The following is a 21,494-nucleotide window of genomic DNA, read 5'->3' as shown; positions in this document are numbered from 1 at the left end:
CCCCTGAAAATCATGGCTTTATATTCGTGCCGGCGTGCGCAAGAGCGTTCGGCGGCGTTACCGAAATGGCTCAAACCTGGGTTAACAGCACCTTTCAAGGGCTTTTTGACCTCGGGTGGGACGGAGAGTTTGAGAGGAGGGGGCCTGGGCCTCCTCTCAACGGAGGGGCGCGTTTCGCGACGATCCGAACCCATGAACCGGCTTTTTCATCCGGTATTGCACTAAGTTTGCAAATGACAGAACGCCCGCCTTTGGTATCGGACCAAAGACGGGCGGGGCGGTGAAAGCCAAGAATCAGGCGATTTGAGCCTGTTCCTCGAAGAACGTGGGTGGAAGATTAAAAGCTTCCAGAGCGGTGTTGACTGCGGTTTGAACATCCCCCCAATCCACATGCTCTGAATCGGACAGATACGCTTGAATGAGTTGACAGCAGCATTCGGCTGCTTTTGTGGGGTCGGGAACTTGATCGAACATGACTTGCCTCGCTTCGAAAGGGGAGCCGGTCACGCTGGAGGACGTGACCGGCTGACAGCAGCGCGGCTATTCCGCTGCCATCGGGAAGGGTTGCTCATCCTCCGAACGGAGTTCCGTCTGATCCTTCTCGGCCTTCGGATCAGGCGCGATCCGGACCAGCGACGGAAGCCAGTTGGACCCTTTGATTGCGGTTTCGGCAAAAGCGGCCGCCTCGGCCTTTTTCATACCTGCGATACGCGAAGCGAAATCAGCGCCTTTCACTTCTGCCACCGCCGCTTGAATGCCTGCGCGATTGAGGCTCGAAAAATAGCTTTCCGCTGTCGTCTCGAACCAGTCGGTCATATCAACCTTTAGGGTCTGCCCGATCTGGTCTGCATGGGCGCATGCGTCCTTGCGGAAGCTATGTTTCGTCTCGACCGCATTAACGGTGTGCGCAGCGGCATAGGCCAGCAGTCCCAAAAGCTCCGACTGCGACTTATCAAGAAGATGGTCCCATAGGTCTTCCGGCTCGCCGGGGAGTTGATAACCGAAATTTTCGGCAATCCGATCCCATTCCTCGGTCGCCCGGCTCGCATCCGGTCTTTTCATCGAACCTTGCAGACGCTCATGCGTCACCGCGATCTGCAACGCGGTCATCCCTCGCGAACGGCCATAGGTGCCGGGATAAACAAGATCGAGTAGCATGGCGTGAACAACGCTGACCAGAGCGACATCGGGATTGTTGGCAAGTTCGACGCGCAGCGCTGCGGTCTTCTGCGCTGTCAGGTCTTCGACCAGCACAGCAGAATGGACGATCTTCGGCGGGCCGACTTCCTGAACCTTTTCGGAAGCCTCGGACCCGCTATCGTCATCCTCCGTTTCCGTTTGCTCCGACTGTTCATCATCACCCGGCTTGCGGATGCCAACGGCAATATCCGGCCTTCCGTAGTAGTCCAAGGAAACGACCACCCCGCTTTTCGCCTTGTCCTCATCGGAAAAGACTTCCTGCTTCGAGTCTAGTTCATCCAGTCGTGCGCTGATGGCATCGATGCGCTCGGAATGGATTTCCTCACCCTCGTCACGGTCCATGAGCTCTACGAGTTCATCGTGCTCGGCGCACAGGCGCAAACGTTCCGATTGTTCATCAGGAGAAAGCTCAATCTGTTTCGGATAGACGCGAGGGACGCCGAAAATCCAGTCGGGTCGCTGCATGTAGGTTTCGACAAATTTCCAGCCCTGCGACAAAAACGGCTCGGCTACCGCTGTCAGCTTCTCGCTGACCAGCTTTTCAACCAATATCACGTCAAGCGCGAACCCACCGCCCTGCGCATCGAACAGGTCGCGGCGCACTGCGCCTCCTGCCTGTTCATAGACCTCGAGGCCGCCGAGGAACTTGATACGCTTGTCGCTTCCAGCAATTTCGTCTGTCATCAGCGCCGACTTGATCCGCGATAGATCGCGGCTCCAACGATCAAGAGACTCCCAGACCTGTTCCTGACGCTCATGATCATCGCAGACCGTGAAGGCGGTCAGCTGCTCAAACGTCATTTCGTCGTTGCGAAACAGGTCCAGCAAGACCGGCGAGACCTTCGCCAAGGCCAATCGGCGGCGAACGATGATTTCAGTGACACCGAACCGCGCAGCGATGTCCGCGATGGCCTTGCCCTCGTTGACTATGGCCTGAAACGCCACATACTGGTCCACAGGGTGCATTTCCTCACGCTGCACGTTCTCGGTCAGGCTAAGCTCTTTCGCCTCCTCGGCGGTCTTTAAAATAGCGTTCACGGCATAATCGGCTGCGATCTGGCCGCGCTCGACAAGGAGCAAGAGAGCAGCCCGCCGACGACCGCCCGCCGTAACGAAATAGCGGCCCTTGGGAGCCTTGCGCACGACGATGTTCTGAACAACGCCATTGGCGAGAATGGAGGCTGCGAGGCTTTCGACGCCCTCGGCCTTGTAGGTTTTACGGACGTTTTTCGGGTCCGTATCAAGCTTGCTAAGCGGAATGCTGATGATCTCGGTCATAGGTCAATCTCCAATGTTTTCCCGGTTCCCTTGGGAGCAAGCCCCGCTAGTGGGCGAAGCCTCTGCCTACGTTCCGTAGGATGTGCCCCCACATCCGGCGGAACGAAGGGGGAGGGCGCAGCCCGCTCCCGTCAGGGGGTGGAGCGGGTCATGGGTCCGGAGGAGGGAAACACGGAAGGTTCGCCGGCTTGTCGGTGAAAACCGTTTTTCCAGACGAGGGACAGCGCTTGCGCGCTTGCCCATTGGCGCGATCCGCGACCTGTCGTAAGAGCGGATAGGTATGAAAAATCGTGCGTCCGCTTCTCGGACGCTCATTCCAGAAGTGAACCGGCCAGCCGGTTCCCAGGATCGATCTGCCCGCTACGCTCCGAGTGTTGGACGCTCCGCTTCACGGGCAGATCTGGTTCAAAGTGAATTAGGGCAATGAGAAAGTGTGCCGTGTCGAGCACCGCTCGGCGTGCCGATAGGCGCTTGCTCGTCGGGACGAGCCAAACGAACGATGAAGAGTATCGGAGCTTTCAGCATAGCGACGGCCGTTCTTCAGGCCGGGAAAGCGGGAATTCTCGACGCGCTTTTGCCGGAAAAAAGGAAGCCGCAGGAGGCTTAGCTTGCGCCGCGAAGCGGAAGCCAGGACCGACTTCCTCCGGCAAAACCGCACAGAATTTCGCCCTCAATGAAGGCCCAGTCGGCCCGAAACTGCGAAAATGGCCAACTTGACGAACAAAAGCGGAATGTTGTTTCTGGCAAGCGGGCGGCTCAGATTTGGGCGTCGTAAAAGTCGGATGCAAAATCCCAAAAAAACTCGGTAATTTTGCGACGAAAGCACACAAGACAGGTTCATGCGCCTATTCAATATCGTCATCGCGACCCTAGCCATTTCCTTTTTCCCGGTAGGGGCCAACGCTCAATCGGCTCGACAGCAATTCACCGTGCCGACGGCCAGCGGTGGGGTTCTAGTCGAGAGCTTCGGGGATTGCGCGAACGCGACCTGCCCGGCGGTTCTGATCTTGAGCGGCAGCAAGGGCTTTGGAGCAACTGTTTACGGCGAGATCGGGCAGATGTTCCGGGCGGCGGGTTTGAACGCCTATCTCGTTCATGTCCTGTCGGCGGGCGATATCGACGCCATCGCCACGGCGGGCAGCGCGCGGGCGCGGATAGCCTATTATGCGCAGCGGTTGCCTGACTGGACTTCCGCCGTTCGAGGCGTGGCTTCTCATCTCGAGAATCAACCGCGCCATGGCGGCAAGGTCGGAGTTCTTGGAATCTCCCTTGGCGCGCAAATCGCTTCTGCGGCTTCGGTCGGGCGAAGCGATATTGACGCCCTGGTGCTGGTCGATGGCGGTTTCCCGAACGGCTATTCGCAGCCTGTCCGCTCATTGCCGCCCCTGCTTTTGATTTGGGGCAGCGCCGACCAGACGTTTCCGGTGTCGATCGGCCGTGAGTTGCAGCAGATGGCGCAGCATCTTGACGAACCTGTCACTCTTGATGTTTACGAGGGCGGTGCGCACGACTTTTTCTTGAGATCGGGAACCCGGAATGCCGGCGCAGCGCACCAGAGCGCGGCTGAATTCCTGGCTGCGCACCTATCGCGATAGGCGTAGCAGGTTTCGAGAATTTTGCGACAAGGAGATGGTTTGACCTCACGTATAAAAATTGCCGTTGCGGGTGCTCAGGGTCACATGGGCTGTGCCGTCATCTCGATTCTTGCGACCGATCCGGCCTTTACGCATGTCGGCAGCTTCGGGCGGACCGGCAGCAAAGGCGATGGGTTTATTGATCGTGCGACCGCTCTTGAGGCGGCGGATGTGATTTTAGATTTTTCAGCGGCAAGCGCCGCCACCGAACTGGCCGGTCTGTGCGCAGAAAAAGGCAGGCCGGCGCTGGTGATCGGAACGACCGGATTTGAGCCTGAGGAAGTCGCCCGGATCGGTGAGGCGGCACGCAGAGTTCCAATTGTGCGTTCCGGCAATTTCTCAATCGGCGTGAATATGCTGGTCGGCCTTGTCGCCCAAGTCGCAGACAAGTTCCCGGCCGAAGCTTGGGACGTCGAAGTTCTGGAGGCCCATCACAGGCGGAAGATCGACGCCCCTTCTGGCACGGCGTTGATGCTAGGGGAAGCAGCTGCGCGCGGCCGTGGCGTCTCGCTCGCATCTGTCGAGCGACGAGGACGTGACGGTATCACCGGCGAGCGCTCGGTCGGGGAGATCGGCTTCTCGGTCCTGCGGGGCGGCGGCATTGTCGGGGAGCATAGCGTTTTGTTTGCGGCCGGCGAGGAAGTGGTGACACTTTCTCATTCCTCGCTCGATCGCGGCATGTTCGCGCGCGGCGCGTTGGCCGCCGCGCGCTGGATCGTAGGGCGAGCGCCCGGTGAATATGACATGCAAGATGTCTTAGGATTGTCGAGCAAGTTCTGACTTTCCGGCCCGGATTGCACCTGGCTAAGTCGCTCAGAAATCTTCGTTGCAAATGTGATACGCAAAAGTCCAGTGTTGGCGGGGGATTTTTGCGACAGCGCTCGCGGACGCCCATTTCAGACGAATTCTGTGTCCGAATAGGGTTGTTTTCTGGGTTGTCGGACGATATGTTCGGGTGGTCTAGACTCAAACCGGGCGGTTTCTTGTGGCTACCTATGGATATGCACGCGTGAGCACGGCCGGTCAGGATTTAGCTGTCCAGCAGGCAGCGTTGCGCGCGGCAGGTTGCGACGTAATTCGTTCTGAGAAAAAATGCGGTGCGCGGCGTGCGGGGCGTTGTGAGCTGGTGACCCTCCTCGAGTTCCTTCGCGATGGTGACACGCTCATTGTGACCCGCATTGATCGGCTCGCGCGGTCCGTTGCCGATCTCCAAGATATCGTGCGCGACCTGAAATCGAAAGGCGTGGCGCTGAGGGCAACAGAGCAGGCGATCGATACGTCTTCGGCAGCTGGCAAGGCGTTCCTAGATATGTTGGGTGTTTTTGCGGAATTCGAAACCAACCTTCGACGCGAGCGACAAATCGAAGGCATCGAAGCGGCGAAGGCGCGCGGTGTTTATAAAGGGCGAAGGCCGTCGGTTGACCCACTAACGGTTGGCAAGCTCCTCGCCGAGGGGAAAAAGCCGACAGCTATCGCGCGCGAGTTGGGCATCGCAAGATCGACAGTTTATGAAGCCAAGCGACGCATGCCAGATCCGGCAGTAATGAATTTAGAAAACAAGACGTAATGTCAGCTTCGGAGGCGGGAAATTGCACATAGAGCGGATGCAGGTCGAGGGCGGGTTTCTTGACGGCCTCGACCTAAAGTTCGCGGCAGGCCTGAATGTCATCATCGGGGCGAGGGGCACCGGGAAGACATCCATCATTGAGCTGATACGGTTCGCGCTGGCCGCGCGCAATCATACCTCGGAAGCGGAGAAGCGCTCTGCATCCCATGCACAGGCAATACTGAATGGCGGTGAGGTCAGCGTCAGCCTGGGGGACCTCTTCGAGACAATCGTCGTTAGCCGCGGCGCTGGCGATGATGAACCGCGAGCCCAGGAAAAATTCGTACCCCCACTTGTTTTGTCACAGACTGAGATCGAAACGCTTGGATTGAGCGATGCCGGCAGACTTCGTTTGCTAGACAGCTTCGTGAGCGGACGCGGGTCTCAGAAGTCAGAAGAGGCCGCCGCTATCAGCGCTGTCAGATCGGCTCTCAAGGAGATCGATAGCCTTGAAGCAGAAATCGTGAGTTCGAGCTCCGGCCTCGATCAAATCACCACGATTACCAATCAGATCAAGGAATTGGTCGCACAAGAAGCGGCCTTCAAAGCGACCTCTATTGATATGGCCGCGAAACAGGAAGCCCTCGGGGGTGTGGTCGCCAAAACGACCTCCCTGGCAATCGAGCAGGAAATGCTTGGTCGCTTCGAAACGACGGCGGACAATTGGGCGACGCAATTGGCAGCATTAGTCGACGACGATTTCGGGCTGGAGGGCTGGGACGGAGACGAAACTGCCGATCCGCTGGGCGAATTTCGTGACCGGTATGCCAAGCTCGTCGATTCAGTACGTGCCATATCGAGCCATTTCGACGGTCTCAGTAACGCGGCCAGCGCGAAGCGCGAACCGATTCAGAAGCGGCGGCTGGAAAATGATGGAACAGCCCGCTCTCTTCGTGCTGAAATTAGTAAAGTCGCCGATGGTGCTGGGGTCGTTGCTCGACAGCTGGGACAAGCACAGACCGCGTTGGGCCAGTTACAAGCGAAAGCGAAGATCGTCCAGGATCGACAAACACGACTGAAACAGCTCCGTTCTCGCCGCGACGAGCGGCTGGTGGAGTTGGAGACCGTTCGAAACAAGAGATATCAAAACCGAGCCAAGGCAGCGGAGGAAATCAGTGCCGCACTTGCTCCCCAAATCAGGATCGAGGTCGAGCCTCTCGGTCAATTTGGTGAATACGCGAAAGCCGTGACTGACGCTCTGCGTGGAAGCGGGATGAAGTACAATGATCTTGCTGACATCATCTCGGATCGCATCAGCCCGAGAGAGCTTATACGCTTTGTGGACAATAACGATTACACCGGCCTCGCCGAGGCAGCGCAGTTACCCCGCGATCGTGCCGCACGACTTCTTGGCCACCTTCGTGACAATGGCGTGGCCGACATTGTCACCTCCGACATTGAAGACAATGTCAAAATGTTGCTGCTCGATGGCCTGGAATACAAACCCATCGAGAGCCTATCGGCTGGCCAACGCTGCACCGTGATCTTGGCGATGGTGCTCCAGCACAGTCAAAGAATATTGGTTATCGACCAGCCGGAAGACCACCTCGACAATGCTTACATCGCCACAACGGTGGTGAAGGCTCTACGAAACCGGAAAACTGAAACACAAATCATCTTGTCGACCCACAATGCCAACATTCCTGTTCTGGGTGGGGCGGAACTGGTAATCGAGTTGTCGTCCGATGGACGGAACGGATTTGTGCAGGTCTGTAAGCCTCTCGACGCCATAGAGGCCGTCGAAGCGATAACCAAGGTCATGGAGGGGGGCCGCGAAGCTTTCGAACGTCGCGCGGAGTTTTACGAGGATCATCACCATTAATGGATACGGCAGAAGCTCTCAGCGCCCTTCAGTCCTCTGAGCTCGAAATACGTCTTCGGGGCGCACGCTTCATGGCTTTAAACGCGCGGCAGAACGACCTGGACCAGCTTCAACGGTCATATGAGAACGAGCCTATTCGTTGGATTCGCACGGCCTTGACGCGGGCAATCGAGCGGGCGACATCGACTGCCATGAACTCGCCGGCCGATGTCGCGGAGGCCGTCGAGCCCTCCGCGGATTTGATGCGAGACATTCGAGCCGAGGCGGTCGAAGAGGTCACCGGCACGATCATTCATGAATTGTCGCCTATCATCGGCGCCCTTCGGGTAAGACTTCCGCGCGAGGTCAATAACTATGAAGACTCTGAGTCCCGCAAGCTGATCGAGATGCTTAGTTCGTTGCTGCGCGGTGTCAGGGAACTCAAATCTGCCTCCGCTGTGCCACAGTATTCGTCTTTCGATATCGACGAGCTAATCTCGGAAGCGATTTCGATGTTGGAAGAGGGAAGTCGAGGGTTCATTGCAGTGGCTGGCACGACGCCATTCCAAGTCGTGGCCGATCGCGATCGCCTCTTGTTGGCGATCGGCAATGGACTTCGAAATGCTGCCGAGGCTGCGAGTGAAAACGCCGAGACGCGGGCACCCGCCATCATTATCAACTGGGGTCGCGCTGGCTCGGAGGATTGGTTGGCTGTTATTGATTCCGGATCGGGCTTCAAAGGCAACCCGGCGTCGGCTATGAAAATGGGAATAACGCACAAAGCAAATCATATTGGCTTCGGCCTGGCCACGGCGCAGCATGCGATGCGCACGATGGAAGGTGATGTCTATCTGACCAATGGATCGAGCGGTGGCGCGAGATTTGAGCTGAGGTGGTTTCGAAGTGATGCGCATATTGTTCGTTGAAGACAATGAAACGTTCGTAACCCAGATCCGTCCCCTGCTTGCGGAGCTGAAGGGCGTTTCGGAGGTGGTCCACGTCCGGACACGAGATGCGGCGCTCGCTGCATTCGACGAGTACATTTTCGATCTGGTCGTGTTGGACCTGACCATTCCGGCCGAGGAGGGTAGCATTGACATCGCTGCCGAGCATGGTCAGACGGTCTTCCACGAGGTGCGCAAGATCGCTCCAGGAACCCCAACCTTCATTCTCACGGGATCCGAACCGGACGAATTTTCGCGCCGGCTCGCTCGATTCGGAGAGAATATCGACCTGTGGGGTGATGGTAAGGCGACGAACACGGTCGATTACTTCCTCAAAGAAGAGGTCGATAAGCTTATTGAACGCGTTAGCGAGCTTGCCGCAACGATCGCCGAAACAGATGACTTGGCGCTAGATACCCGGGGGCGAGATCTCGGTTTGACCCCAAAGCAAAAGCGCATCCTGAAGATTTTCAGTCGGAAGGCCGGTGGCGTATCTTGCGAGATCAAATCTCTCAGTGGCGGTCTTTCCAGTGCCCGGGTGGTTCGCGCGATCGCCAAGGATCAACACGGCAAACATATCGCTGTGTGTGCCGGAAAACTTGGAACGAACAATTCGGTCGAGGTGGAGAGCTTGGCCTATGAACAGCACGTTAAGCGATTGAAGATTGGCGCGTTTCCTCCAGTGTTTTGCACCATCGATAAGGGGGTAGGAGGAGATGCCGGCCTTTTCTATACACTGGCCGATGACAATGGTGAGACCTTGTTCGATGTGATCGCCCGAGATCCGAAATACGCGGCAACCATAGTCAAGGCTATCCGGGTGGGTCTCGAACGCTGGTCGCAAGCCAGTCACGTGGAGGAGGTCGGAATCCACGACATTCGTCGCCGCGTGGTGAATGACGACGATTTTGAAGCGATTTGCAAGAAGTTTGCGATCGACAACGTCATGCCAACGGAGACCTCGAAGCTCCGCGCTTCGATCAGTTGCATCCACGGTGATCTTCATGGTGGCAACATTCTCGTTGATGCCAATGGTGGGGTGGTTATCATCGATTTTGGAGATGTTGGGCCAGGCTATACCTGTATTGATCCGGTGACCTTAGAGCTGAGTCTGTTGTTTCATCCGGAGGCAGTGCGGCTTGGTTTTTCGAAAGACCTGGCGGTGATTGTTGAAAACTGGCCGAACATTGATCGCTACATCGCGAGCAATCCTCTTGGTGCAGTCATCGAGGCTTGCCGAGATTGGGCTCATGACGTTGGTGCAGGTGACAAAGATGTTCTGTCCGCCGGCTATGCCTTCGCCGTTCGGCAACTCAAATATGAGACGGTCCACTCCGATATCACCTTACGCCTACTCCAAGGCATTATAGCGAAGCTAACGTAGGGCTGTCTGTTGCACCCAAAAGCAAACAAAGAAGACACGAAGCCATGACATAAGTACGTCTCTGACGAGTACACAGCCTTAAAAGGTAGTATGTAGCCATGCTGAAAACCGATACCCGTCAAGCGAATTGGCGTCGTGCCAATCCGGACAAATATGATGCTCACCTTGCTGTGCAGCGGGCAGTTAAAGGCAGGCGAGCTGGAAAAGCAAAGGTGTGAGGTGTGTGGAGCCGAGGCGGTCGATGCCCATCATGACCAATCCGAAGACCCTTTAAGGGTACGGTGGATATGCCGACGGCATCATACGAGGCTTCATCACTATGGCGAAGACATCTTTCCGATCAAAAACCTAGATGGCTGATAAAGGACATTATCACATATATGGGGACCTGCAACGCTCTGACACGATGAGAGCAGCTATGACTATCCGAAAAGGGTAAAAAGAATGGTCTAGTCCGCAGGTTCTTGTCGAGTGTCGATTATCAATATATGGCTACCTACGGTGGAAGTCGCTCGGATTCTTAAGCCAATGCACCCAGGGTCTCTCGTTCGAAAAGATTGCCTTGATAAGCATAACTTGAGCGTAACCGAAGCTGCGCGAGTCTTGGGCGTGGATCGGCAGACGCTCAGTAATTTGCTTAACGGGCGCTCGGGTATCTCGCCAGAGATGGCGCTCCGTTTAGAGAAAGCTTTCGGGCGACCAGCCCGCGAATGGTTGGTGCGGCAGCTCGATCATGAGTTGGCGGAGGTCATGCGTCGAGCAAATGAAATCAGGGTTGAGCCTTTCCGTGCTTCAACCGCGGAAGGTGGAGTATAGGTCATGTTAGGGCTAACTTTAAGAGAGGAATTTCGGGGGAAGCGTCTCAAAGGCACCGCCATCGAACTGTCGAATGATCAGCAAACGGGGGCGACCCAGATTGCTGCTAAGCAGTTTCTCGAAATTACTTACCCCACTCATGACCTACTGAAAGGGATTGAGGCGGTAGGCCCTAACCAAGGTCGCCCTGTAGTCGTTATCGGAGACCGCGGTCTCGGTAAATCGCACTTGATGGCAGCACTCTATCATGCGGTGACTGATCCCACATCCACAGGGGGATGGCTCAAGGAGTGGGCCACAAAGTTGGCGAAACCGACCATCGGCAGCATCGCGCTGCGTGACGGGATGCACGTCATCGGCGAAAGCCTACACCGTCAGCGCTACAAGTTCCTGTGGGATGTGCTGTTCGAGAACCATCCCCATGGGTCTTTCATCAAGGGAAAATGGGAAGGTCAGGGCACATCCAAGACTGAAATTCCGTCCGACAAGATCATTATGGAGCTGTTAGAGCACAAGCCTACGATGCTGCTTCTGGACGAATTTCAGACGTGGTACGATGGCCTGACGAATACCAAGCAATATCCGTGGAAGCATTGGGCGTTCAACTTTATCCAGATCCTTTCCGAGATTGCTAAAGAACGCCCTGACCTCTTGGTGTTAGTGATTTCGGTGCGGAATGGCGGCAGTGACGCATATCAGCAGGTACATCGCGTAAACCCGGTAGCCATCGATTTCAAAGCGGGGGGTAGCGCAGAGCGCATCCAGCAGGATCGTCGCCGGATGCTACTGCACCGCTTGTTCGACAATCGTCTTCAGATCGCCAATGGCACCATTGAAGCGCTCGTCGCGCAGCACGTTTCCGAGTCGTTCCGTCTTCTTGACGTGCCACCGGCCGAGCAGGAGCGCAAACGTCAGGAATTCACTGAGTCCTGGCCCTACGCCCCGCATCTGCTGCGCTTGCTCGAAGAGCAGGTGCTTATCGCCACCGACGCGCAGGAAACGCGCGATCTGATCCGAATCTTGGCGAACCTGTTCAAGAGCCGTGGCGAGAATGCCCCGCTGCTCACCGCCGCCGATTTCCGGCTGGAGGATGATTCTTCGGGCATCGGTGCATTGCTAGAAGCTGTCGCCAACCAGCATCACCGCACGCTGCGCGAGAAGGCGCAGCAGAATATCATCTCAGTGACGGAAGCGAGGCATGATCACGCCAGTGTCGTGCCACATCTGCAAGAGATCGTCGGCGCGTTATGGCTACGCTCAATTGCCGTAGGCAATCTCGCAGGAGCGGAGCCAGCCATGCTGCAACTGGACATCACCCGCAACAAGCCGGTGGATGACAACGCTTTTCAGGTCGAACTTGCGACCATTGTTGAGAACAGTTTCAACATACACCACGAAGGCGCCAAGCTGCTGTTCCGGGAGGAGGAAAACCCGCGCGCCAAAGTGATCGCTTATGCGCGCAACGACAAGCTTTTCGCCGATGGAGCCGATCAAGCGCAGCTAGCCAAACAGGTACGCTACGTCATTGCTGGCAGCGACGAGGTTGCCAAGACTTTTCGCGTGATCGCTCTGCCGAGAAATTGGGCCAACGATCCGTGGACCCTGCTCGATGAGGTGGAGCATCCTGACCGATGGGACGACCGCCTTCCTATTCTAGTGCTGCCCGAGGAGCCGGACAAACTCGATGCCACATTGGGGCGTTGGCTCAAGGAGCAATTGCAGAAGCGCCGCAATACCGTGCGCTTTCTGCTGCCACGTGCCGGCAGCACAAATGCTTTTCTGGATCGCGAGCTACTTATTCTTGCCCGAGCCGAAATGAAGGCGCAGGAGTGGGGTGGCCAAAATCCTGAATACAGGAAGCTGCATAAGGAATTTGAGAGCACCCTGCGCGACAATCTTAAGAAGCGGTTCGACCGCTTCGCGGTCCTGTCGCGCTGGAATTTCGCTGACCCTGCGCAGTGCAAATTCAGCGTCGAGCGTCTCGACAAACAAGGGTCGCAGATCCCCGAGGCAATCGAAGAGGCGTTGACCAGCGATCTCTTTGTCCCCGAGGACTTCGAAGAGTTGGTGATCGAGTTCGCCAACAACAACGAAGCGGTCGGCAAGCTGCTGCGCGAGCTGCAAGAGCCGCGCCCCGCTGGCCAAGACTGTATTCCGTGGCTAGGCGAAACTGCGATGAAAGAGCGCCTACTGCGCTTGTGTGCCAGGGGCAAGATCGCTCTCAACGTGCGCGGGATGGAGTATCTGCAAACCCATCTGGGCGAGGATGAGGATACGGCATGGCGACGCCTACGCCCCAAGCTTTCGCTTACGGGGCGGCATCTCGACGATGTGTTCGTGATGTTGCCCTCCGCCGTGTCCGTAACGGGCGGGGCTACTCAGTCATCGCCAACGACGACGGCAGGAGGCGGGCTTTTCGGTGGCGACGGTACGGCTCTGCCGACGCCTCCCACACCGCCGATGCCGGAGGGCGATGACACCAGTTCTCCTCCCAATCCCGCGCCGGGCGGGATCTTTGGCGGCGGCGGCCCCACCGCTCCATCGCGCATCCCCCTCGCCAATCCGGCTACCTCGCCCTTGAACCTGATCGGCAGGATTGAGAGTTGGGGCATCGGACCAGCCACCCGCGTTGCCGATGTGTCGATCAAGGTGTCGGCCGCCACCGGCGCGCAGCTCAAGGAGTTGCTCAGGAAGCTGCCGGACGGCATGACCTTTGAGCTGAACCTTGAAAAGGAAGGCGATTAATGGCCCTGTCGGTCAGTACACTGCACACTCTTGAGCAAGGCACGGAAACCGATGCTTGGCGGGTCATTGTCAACCACGTGGTCGAGGTGACATCCAAGCCCCTAGCCGTAGCCAATGCGGCGAGCGAGGTCGTCAGGCGCGACCGCGAAATCGGTGAGTTGGATCTGTTCCTGTCATCCAGCGCTTGGGATTTGTGGCGGGCCTTCGGTGGCAGCGTCGAACGGACTTCGGATCGATTGGGGCGCTGGTGGGCGGAACCTTTCAGCGCCAAGGCTCTGCTGATCCTCGATGGACTTTCGCTACGCGAACTACCATGGCTGTTGCAAGGGGCCAACGAGCGCGGCTTTACGCTTCATGAGGTTAGCGCCCACGGTTCCGAACTGCCGAGCGAAACCGACCAATTCGCACGTGCCCTCGGCTTCGGCAGCCGCAGCAAGCTCCAAAACAATGGCGGCGGTCTGGCTCATCGGCTGCAACCGGCGCAGACGGAAACTGTCGATCTGCCGTGGAAGGACTGCGAGGCGCTGATCGGCAACGCGCCCAATCAAATCTTCTGGCACCATTGGCCCGATGCCAAACTGCACGATGGCTCGGGTGCCGGCCAGGGGCTGGAACCATTGACGCGAAATGCTGTCGAGCAGCTAACTAGCAATGATTTCTGGGCGTTTGTAGAACGCCTTGCCACCGGACGGCGGTTGGTTATCACCTCCGATCACGGCTATGCCGCAACGGGATATTTCCCAGATGCGGACGGCGAGGTCGGTCAGTTTCTCAAACAGACCTTTTCTAGCGGGCGCAGCAAGGTTGGTGCAGGTGATACCGGCCCTTTCGTGCCGCCCGTAGCGCTGCAAATCGACAGCCCGCACGGCGCGTACCTATTGGCGTTAGGCCGCAGGAAATGGCGCAGCCCCGGCGGCTACCCTACGCTTACGCATGGCGGCCTATCCCTGTTAGAGGTGTTGTCGCCCTTCGTCGAGCTGACCAAGTAAGGATTACGGTTAATGGCCACAAAGAAAGAAATACTCGCACAAGAGGTCGCCAGAGCTGTCGGAGCAGGCAAGACTGTTGCACTCGAAACTGTCGATTTTAACGATCCGAACCGCCCTAAGACTTGCCTTGAGGTCGATTTCCCGATTTTGCCGGTCAACCAGGTCGCAGTGATAGAAGGGAATGCGGGCAAGCCCATCTACCAAATGTCTAAGTGGTGGGCGCGACGGCGATCCAGCGTGTTCCGCTCGATGCTGATTGCAGCGGCGACCAGAGCGCCGGAAGATCCTTCGCATGCGGCGAAGCTGGTGTGGGACAACTATTACGCCAATCACCAGAAGAAGGGGGCGTTCAAGAACCTCAAAGTTGCCGATATCTTTATGGGCGGCGGCACCACCCTGGTAGAAGGTTCGCGCCTCGGGATGCAGATGATCGGCAACGACCTGAACCCGGTAGCCTGGTTCGTGGTTAAGCAGGAATTGGCCGATGTCGATCTGAGCGAGGTGAAGAAACTTCTCGCCGACATTGAGGCAGAAGTTAAACCGCAGATTATGCCGTACTATTATTGCGACGGCCCTGAAGGCGAAAAAGGGACGTGGACGCATCTGCCGACCAACAAGGCGATGCGCGCCGATTTCGATCCGCTGTCGATCCCGCGCCATGAGCGCAAGGACTACAAGTATGAAGGGCCAGAGGCCATTTACACTTTCTGGGCAAAGCATGGGCCCTGTCAGGTGACCGGCTGCGGCCACCGCACACCGATCATGGCCAGCCCGGTGATGGCTGTGAAGACGCTTACCGTCAAGCATTGGGAACATAGCTGCGGCGAGTGCGGCGCCGAATTCCATGTCGAGGAAGCAGCCGCACGGATGGCACCCGATGTCCCGCTGTACTTGGCTCCTTCTGAACATCCTTTCTCTATTCTTGATCGGCGCAAGGGCGTGGTGTGTCCGCACTGCGGCCATATGGAGCTCGTTAACCTTGGCAAGAGCAAGAGCAAGAGGGTCGAGCTCAGCCTCCTCGTGCATCCAGAATGGCTTGCTGGTTCTGCCAAGCAAGACATTAACGGGCAATCATTCGGCGGCTCGGCTCAAGACGATTCAGCATCCTCTGCGCTTTGGAATGAGGAACGGGCATCAAAGGTTCGTTTGCTAGAGGTGCGTGGCCCACTACCGGATGAAGTGACCTGTCCTGTAACGAACGTCACTTTCAGCTCGGGTGTAGGTAATGTTCCGAAGACCGGAAGTTTTGCGTGCGCAGCGTGCGGCACAGTGCAACCTATAGTTACGTCGATTGAAGCAACAAGGAAAACTGCCCCAGCAAGTGTTTATGCGTTACAGGGCTACTCGCCAAAACTCCAATCAGCAGGAAATCCCTACGGGGGGCGTTTCTTCCTTCCTGTCACTAATGCCAGTGCATTAGATGCTGCCCAAGCGGAGTGGGAGCAGCGCAAGAACGCAGATCTCAAGGAATATTGGCCAAGAAGCGAGATTCCTTTCGGTCACATGACCCACCAGCGCCAACCACTACCCCAACACGGCTACCTGAATTGGTCAGACATGTTCAACCCTCGGCAGCTATTGGTTCATACGCAAATTTTGAAAGCGATTCTGAATATTGGCGATCATCCATGGGAGGTTCGTGAGTACGTGCTTGGGGCATTTCAGCAATATGTTCGCAATCAGAATATGTTTTCATTTTGGCACATCACGAAGGACCACTACGCGCCGGCACTTTCGAACAATAATTTCCATCCAAAGCCAACCATAGTTGAAGTGGGGGTCTTTTGCCCAACTGGATACGGACCTTGGCGGTCGGCGGTGACACCAATAATTGAAGGAGGTGAATGGGCCAAAGATCCTTGGGAACTAGTGGCCATTGAGAACTTAAAAAAATCGACTCCGGAGTTAATCTCGGTCGGAAAGAGCGAAAAAGTTTATCCAGGTGACTATCTAGCCGGCGCGCAAGTTCAACAATGCTCGTCGACTGATCTTGGCCATATTGCAAACAACACCATCGACCTTGTGATTACCGATCCTCCTTTTGGCGGTCTGCTCCATTACTCTGAGCTGTCGGAATTTTTTTATGTTTGGCTCAGACTCGCACTTAAAGATAAGTATCCGGGCGGTTTCACCCCTCAGTTTGTTCCGAAATCACTCGAAGCGGTCGCCAACAAAGCACGCGAGCCCGAAGACGCGGATGGTTTCTATCGACGTTTACTTACCCAGTGCTGGAGTGAGGCACATCGTATTTTGAAGCCAGGCGGCATTCTTGCGTTTACGTTCCACCACAGTGAAGACGAACCGTGGGTGGCGGTGCTGGAATCGCTGTTCGACGCTGGCTACTACCTCGAAGCGACCTATCCAATTCGGTCCGACGAAACTAAGGGCGAAGGCGAGTTCGGTTCGAAGACTATTGAGTACGATATCATCCATGTTTGCCGGAAACGCACGGAGGATCCGCAGCCGGTGAGCTGGGGGCGGATGCGGCGTGAAGTGATGGCAGATGTACGCCAATTGCAGGCCATGCTGGAAAACCACGCTAAGGAAGGTCTCCCCGCTGCAGACCTCCAGGTGATAAGACGTGGCAAGGCGCTGGAATATTTCTCGCGCCACTACGGTAAGGTATACGTCGATGAAGGCCGGGTTATTTCCGTCAAGGATGCGCTGGTGGGCATCAATCAACTGATCGACGAGGACGCAGACAAGGGTAAGGAGCCGTCGCCGGTCAACGCCGAGCCGATTACGCGCCAGTTTCTTCGCACCTTCGGCAGCGCGGTCGATCTCCAGCGCGATCAATTGCAGAAGTTCCTGAAGGGATCTATCACCACGCCGGACGAGTTTGTGCAGCGCGGCTGGTGCTCAGAGAAGAACAAGGTCTTCACACGTGTCGACCCGCTGGAGTTCGCTCGAGAATGGTCTGGCAAGCACCGTCGCCGCCTGACGTCCGATATGGACCAGGCGCTGGTGCTCATCGGCGCGTGCTCCGAAAACAGCGGAATCAATGCCTCGGATACGCTGAAAAATGAAAATTTCAAGCCGCACGTCGCGTTGCGACCGCTGTTGGAATGGCTTCACCGAAATGGCCCTGACCAGGCCACCCGCAACGCAGCCTCCCGGGCAGTGTCGATCTACAAGACCTGGCAATCCAGCCAAGCGCCTCAACCCATTCAGGCGTCTCTTTTCGGTGACGATGAGGATTATGCGCGATGAGGCAAGTGCTGGACACGGTATGGCAGCGACGCGGCGCCAGTTGGGTGTGGGACGAGGAAGCCCGCAACCAGATTTGTGCGGCCAGCGAGGTCTGGAGCCTGCGACAGTTTCTACGAGCGGTTGGCAACTGGCCGGACGATCTACCAAGCAATGGGGGCAAGACGCTGGTGGTTGCAGGGCTGGATGGTAGCCTCGACCTGCTTACCCCAGCGGATGCAGAGGCGTGGCTGGGTGACGCAATCAAACCCGCGATCCTTTCCTTTCAGGACGAGTACGAAGGCGACGCCGCGCTGGCCTTCTGGTTGCCCAGCGGCCACAACCGCATCAAGGCGCAGGCAGCCACCGATGAGGTGAGCTGGTTGTGCCATGCGCCGCATGGCCATCAGATCGACTTCGGCCGCGTTCTGTGGGGGCAGGCCAACGAATATCCGCAGGAGATCCTGCTGCGCGATGGCGGTAAGTCGGCGGGTTTGTTCCACCTGCGGATAACGTGAGGTGGTGGCGTGACGGCAGAGGTTCATTTCCAACCTGGTGAGCGCATCACCCATAACGAGCATGGTCAGGGCGTCGTCCTTGAGCAGGCTCGTGATAACTATCTACGGGCCTTCTTCAGTGTCGGCGAACGCCGTGTCCCGATAGCTTCACTGCGGCATGAGCTAACGCGCACCGAACGCATCCTGCGGGCGGTGGAGGGCAGCACGGAGCGCGGTCGCAAGGCGTGGCTATCTTACGAAGCGCACGCACTTCCTGTGATGGAAAGCGCCTCAGCTCTGACCTCAGCCAAGATCGACCTCCTACCGCACCAGGTTGTGCTCACTCACCGCATCGCCACGGCCTCACCTCGGCGTTATCTAATCGCCGACGAGGTGGGGTTGGGTAAAACCATCGAAACCGCACTGATCCTGCGCGAGCTTGCCAGCCGGGGCGAATTAAACCGCGCTTTGATGGTCGTGCCCGCCGGCCTCGTAAATAACTGGCACCGCGAACTGAACGAGGTTTTCAATCTCGATTTCGAGGTGTTCGGCTCCGAGGGCGATATCACTGATCGCAAGACCAACGCTTTTGCAAAGCACGATAGGCTAATCGCCAGCATCGACACATTGAAGCGACCGGCGCGCATCAAGCGGCTACTAGATGCGCCGCGATGGGATTTGGTGGTGTTCGACGAAGCGCATCACCTGACTGCCTACCGTACTGGGGGCAAGGTTCGGAAGACGGAGAATTATAAGCTGGCGGAGGCGTTGAAGGATCATTCGCGCGATCTGCTTCTGCTCTCGGCCACACCGCACCAAGGCAACCATTTCCAGTTCTGGATGCTGGCGCAGTTGCTGAATCCGACGTTGTTCCGCAGCCCCGAAGAGATGGTGGACAACCGCCACCGGCTCAACACAGTGATGTTCCGTCGTACCAAAGCCGATGCTTGCCAACCAGATGGCTCACCGTTGTTCGCTCGGCGTTGGGTCCATACCGAATCCTTTGTCATGGCGCAGGAAGAGCGTCTGTTTTACGAAAAGCTGCGCGAGTACCTAGAGGACGGCTTCGATCTCGCTCGCCGTCAAGGCAACCAGGGGCGGGCACTTGGGTTCCTGATGGCGATCTTCCAGAAGATCGCCGCGTCAAGCTTTGCGGCTGTGCGCCGCACGCTAAAGCGCCGCTTGTTGATGCTGACGCTGCATGAGGCGTTGCTGCGTGACAAGGAATTGGACATCGAAGGTCGGGAGCGGCTGATAGAGGAGGCGCGGGAACTGATCCACCAAGAATTCAATTTGCCGCGCGACAGCATTGGGCGTAGCGAGGTGGATCGCGTGCTGGCCGATTTGAAATATAGGCTGGTCAAGAAGCTGGACGAGGAGGCTTTGGAGATGGCTTCTGATCCCTATGACAGCGAATATTCAGCCTCGCATGCAGAAGAGGCGGCTTCCGCGGTTGTCAATCTGCACCTGCCAGAAGAGCGTCTGCGTATTGGCGATCTTCTGGGCGTGTTTCCGCTTCAGCGAGAAACTAAAATGCAGAAGCTGCTCGATGGCTTAGGGGCGCTTTGGCGACAGAACCAGAACGAGAAGATCGTGATCTTCGCCACCTATCTTGGTACGGTGGACATGATCTCCCGCGAAATCGAGCAGACCTTCCCCGGTCAAGGCGTTGCGGTGCTACGCGGAGGAGATCATGGGGCCAAGGCGGCGGCAGAACGTCGTTTCCGCCAAAAGGAAGGACCTCGCGTGCTAGTCTGCACAGCGGCAGGCCGTGAAGGTATCAACCTGCAATTCGCGCGTATCTTGTTTAACTTCGACTTGCCGTGGAACCCGATGGACATGGAACAGCGCATCGGGCGCATCCACCGTTATGGACAGAGCCACACGGCACAGGTTTATAACCTCGTTCTCTCGGACACAATTGAGGGACGCATCTTCCTGCTGCTGGACGAGAAGCTGACCGAAATCGCGCGGACTGTGGGCAAGGTCGACGAGCAGGGCAATGTTGCGGAGGATCTGCGGGCGCAGATTCTTGGGCAGTTATCTGAGCGGTTGAACTACGATCGCCTGTATCAAGATGCACTCTCTGATCCAGAATTGAAGAGAACCGAAGTGGAACTAGAGGCCGCTCTCTCCAATTCTCGTGAAGCAAGGCAAGTTGTCTTCGATCTTTTTCAGGACCTCGATGGTTTCAGTTTGGATGACTACAAGCCGTTTTCGGACGTGTCATCCAGTTTGGATAGGCTGTTGCGTTTCTTCACGGCAGCCGTCGCGGACCGCCAACAGAAGCTTGTGAAGGTGGATGATAGTACATACGATCTCGTCACCTTCGAGGGCACCCGCCTCGCCCGCTTCACCCTCAATCGTGAGGCGGCAACAAGTCGGGATGATCTGCAACTTATGGGGATAGACCATCCGTTGGTGCAGGAGGAGTTAAGGCGTTGGCGTACTGTGCCCCCGGAGGAGATCGGCATTGCCGTATCGAGCGATGTTGAAGGACCTGTGCTGCTATCGCTGTGGATGGTGGAAACGTCCGCGGGAAATGGTGAACGTCGCGTGGTAGTGCAGCCAATTGCCGTTAATCCGGACGGAACGCGCTTCCCTGCGGTCGAGCGTCTTTGCGATAAATATCTCCATGCACTTGCGGCTTCGCCAACCTTCCAACCTGAGCAACGCGCGGATTTGTTCGGTCGAGTCGTCGAGCCAACCTTGCAGCGTGAGCTAAAACACAAGGGGGCAGCGAACGGCGATGGCAGCTATTCATCCGAACTGATCGGATATGTTGAAATAACTCCCTCGATCTGACGTATAATTGGAACCTCCCGAGCATCGCCGACCATGATTTTGAGAAATCATCTTCGATGAGGCTGGCTAGTCCGCTAACGGGGACTAGCCAGGCAATCAGGATCTCATATCCCAACGGGTAAATCCGAGCCTCGGCCGGCCCCATATCAGCGTTTTGGACCATCACCCTCCTACAGGCTCAACCCAAGCCCCTGAGAACGGGTGAGATGCTGTTTCAGTGTGTGGTCATGACTCAGCTCGGGGTCGGTCCGGGAGGGAGCGAAATGACACTCTAAACGCTTTTGTTACGCGTTATGAGGTGTGATTTTCGCCGGTTATACACAACAACCGCCGTCGGATACGGGACCGGACCGAATGCATCGGGAGCGCGATGGAGAAGCCGCGCCCCGAAGGGCGCGGCTTTGCCTCATTGAGGCTTGCTGGCATTTCCGGCCTTGCCATCGAGCTCGACCTGATAGGTGAATTCAACCTTGGCGAGGAGCGGAAGCATGGTATCCATCCGGCGAAGGCCGCAGAGCTTATGATTTAGGCTGGTCCGCCATGATGCGTTCGATCCTTTCCGGATCACATTGCTCGTCGATAAGGAACTGCCGCACACCTCCGTCCCAG

Annotated in this window: 15 protein-coding genes and 1 pseudogene; 13 read left to right on the top strand and 3 right to left on the bottom strand. The window is 57.0% G+C overall.

Features of this window, described 5'->3' with window-relative positions:
- Positions 1–294 precede the first annotated feature (294 nt).
- Complete coding sequence (locus C8J33_RS25045; protein ID WP_132665742.1) at positions 295–474, bottom strand: hypothetical protein; 180 nt, start codon at positions 472–474, stop codon at positions 295–297.
- A 66-nt stretch (positions 475–540) separates the two neighbouring features.
- Positions 541–2,478, bottom strand: coding sequence for a ParB/RepB/Spo0J family partition protein (locus C8J33_RS25040; RefSeq protein WP_132665741.1), 1,938 nt, complete (start codon positions 2,476–2,478; stop codon positions 541–543).
- A gap of 839 nt (positions 2,479–3,317) precedes the next feature.
- Between C8J33_RS25040 and C8J33_RS25030 the strand changes: the two genes are divergently transcribed.
- The 13 genes and pseudogenes from C8J33_RS25030 (at position 3,318) to C8J33_RS24970 (ending at position 20,885) form a co-directional block, all read left to right on the top strand.
- Positions 3,318–4,073 (top strand): dienelactone hydrolase family protein, encoded by a 756-nt coding sequence (locus tag C8J33_RS25030; protein WP_132665740.1) that lies wholly within the window; start codon positions 3,318–3,320, stop codon positions 4,071–4,073.
- A 39-nt stretch (positions 4,074–4,112) separates the two neighbouring features.
- The gene (gene dapB / locus C8J33_RS25025; protein ID WP_132665739.1) at positions 4,113–4,892 is read left to right on the top strand and encodes a 4-hydroxy-tetrahydrodipicolinate reductase; all 780 of its coding nucleotides are present in this window, start codon (positions 4,113–4,115) and stop codon (positions 4,890–4,892) included.
- Between the two features lie 205 nt (positions 4,893–5,097).
- A complete protein-coding gene (locus C8J33_RS25020) occupies positions 5,098–5,679 on the top strand; it encodes a recombinase family protein (protein ID WP_132665738.1) in 582 nt (193 codons plus the stop codon).
- A gap of 22 nt (positions 5,680–5,701) precedes the next feature.
- Entirely contained in the window at positions 5,702–7,540 is a 1,839-nt protein-coding gene (locus C8J33_RS25015) for an AAA family ATPase (RefSeq protein ID WP_132665737.1), read from the top strand.
- Positions 7,540–8,445: an ATP-binding protein gene (locus C8J33_RS25010; RefSeq protein WP_132665736.1), complete on the top strand. Its 906-nt coding sequence runs from the start codon at positions 7,540–7,542 to the stop codon at positions 8,443–8,445. Before C8J33_RS25015 ends, C8J33_RS25010 begins: the two co-directional genes overlap by 1 nt.
- A complete protein-coding gene (locus C8J33_RS25005) occupies positions 8,426–9,847 on the top strand; it encodes a phosphotransferase (protein ID WP_132665735.1) in 1,422 nt (473 codons plus the stop codon). The genes C8J33_RS25010 and C8J33_RS25005 overlap by 20 nt, the downstream gene beginning before the upstream one ends.
- A 98-nt stretch (positions 9,848–9,945) precedes the next feature.
- Positions 9,946–10,207, top strand: a pseudogene (locus C8J33_RS25000) (hypothetical protein).
- A 168-nt stretch (positions 10,208–10,375) separates the two neighbouring features.
- A complete protein-coding gene (locus C8J33_RS24995) occupies positions 10,376–10,663 on the top strand; it encodes a HigA family addiction module antitoxin (RefSeq protein WP_125335937.1) in 288 nt (95 codons plus the stop codon).
- Positions 10,664–10,666: 3 nt separating this feature from the next.
- Complete coding sequence (locus tag C8J33_RS24990) at positions 10,667–13,408, top strand: DUF499 domain-containing protein (protein WP_132665734.1); 2,742 nt, start codon at positions 10,667–10,669, stop codon at positions 13,406–13,408.
- The gene (locus C8J33_RS24985; RefSeq protein ID WP_132665733.1) at positions 13,408–14,397 is read left to right on the top strand and encodes a hypothetical protein; all 990 of its coding nucleotides are present in this window, start codon (positions 13,408–13,410) and stop codon (positions 14,395–14,397) included. The genes C8J33_RS24990 and C8J33_RS24985 overlap by 1 nt, the downstream gene beginning before the upstream one ends.
- Positions 14,398–14,409: 12 nt before the next feature.
- Positions 14,410–17,607, top strand: a complete 3,198-nt coding sequence (locus C8J33_RS24980) for a DUF1156 domain-containing protein (RefSeq protein WP_132665732.1) — start codon at positions 14,410–14,412, stop codon at positions 17,605–17,607.
- Positions 17,604–18,101, top strand: a complete 498-nt coding sequence (locus C8J33_RS24975) for a hypothetical protein (protein WP_132665731.1) — start codon at positions 17,604–17,606, stop codon at positions 18,099–18,101. Before C8J33_RS24980 ends, C8J33_RS24975 begins: the two co-directional genes overlap by 4 nt.
- 9 nt (positions 18,102–18,110) lie before the next feature.
- Positions 18,111–20,885, top strand: coding sequence for a DEAD/DEAH box helicase (locus C8J33_RS24970; RefSeq protein WP_132665730.1), 2,775 nt, complete (start codon positions 18,111–18,113; stop codon positions 20,883–20,885).
- Between the two features lie 406 nt (positions 20,886–21,291).
- Here C8J33_RS24970 and C8J33_RS27395 read toward each other — a convergent pair.
- The coding region (locus C8J33_RS27395; RefSeq protein ID WP_207904063.1) for a hypothetical protein at positions 21,292–21,494 on the bottom strand (203 nt) is incomplete at its 5' end.

This window comes from Rhizobium sp. PP-CC-3G-465, assembly GCF_004343445.1.
Taxonomy (GTDB): Bacteria; Pseudomonadota; Alphaproteobacteria; order Rhizobiales; family Rhizobiaceae; genus Ferranicluibacter; species Ferranicluibacter rubi.
The sequence above is the reverse complement of the archived record's forward strand: the minus strand, read 5'-3'. Positions and strand labels throughout refer to the sequence as shown.

Coding starts and splice junctions, on each gene's coding strand:
- C8J33_RS25045 (WP_132665742.1), bottom strand. CDS start 474: ATGTTCGATCAAGTTCCCGACCCCACAAAAGCAGCCGAATGCTGCTGT.
- C8J33_RS25040 (WP_132665741.1), bottom strand. CDS start 2,478: ATGACCGAGATCATCAGCATTCCGCTTAGCAAGCTTGATACGGACCCG.
- C8J33_RS25030 (WP_132665740.1), top strand. CDS start 3,318: ATGCGCCTATTCAATATCGTCATCGCGACCCTAGCCATTTCCTTTTTC.
- C8J33_RS25010 (WP_132665736.1), top strand. CDS start 7,540: ATGGATACGGCAGAAGCTCTCAGCGCCCTTCAGTCCTCTGAGCTCGAA.
- C8J33_RS25005 (WP_132665735.1), top strand. CDS start 8,426: ATGCGCATATTGTTCGTTGAAGACAATGAAACGTTCGTAACCCAGATC.
- C8J33_RS24995 (WP_125335937.1), top strand. CDS start 10,376: ATGCACCCAGGGTCTCTCGTTCGAAAAGATTGCCTTGATAAGCATAAC.
- C8J33_RS24990 (WP_132665734.1), top strand. CDS start 10,667: ATGTTAGGGCTAACTTTAAGAGAGGAATTTCGGGGGAAGCGTCTCAAA.
- C8J33_RS24985 (WP_132665733.1), top strand. CDS start 13,408: ATGGCCCTGTCGGTCAGTACACTGCACACTCTTGAGCAAGGCACGGAA.
- C8J33_RS24980 (WP_132665732.1), top strand. CDS start 14,410: ATGGCCACAAAGAAAGAAATACTCGCACAAGAGGTCGCCAGAGCTGTC.
- C8J33_RS24975 (WP_132665731.1), top strand. CDS start 17,604: ATGAGGCAAGTGCTGGACACGGTATGGCAGCGACGCGGCGCCAGTTGG.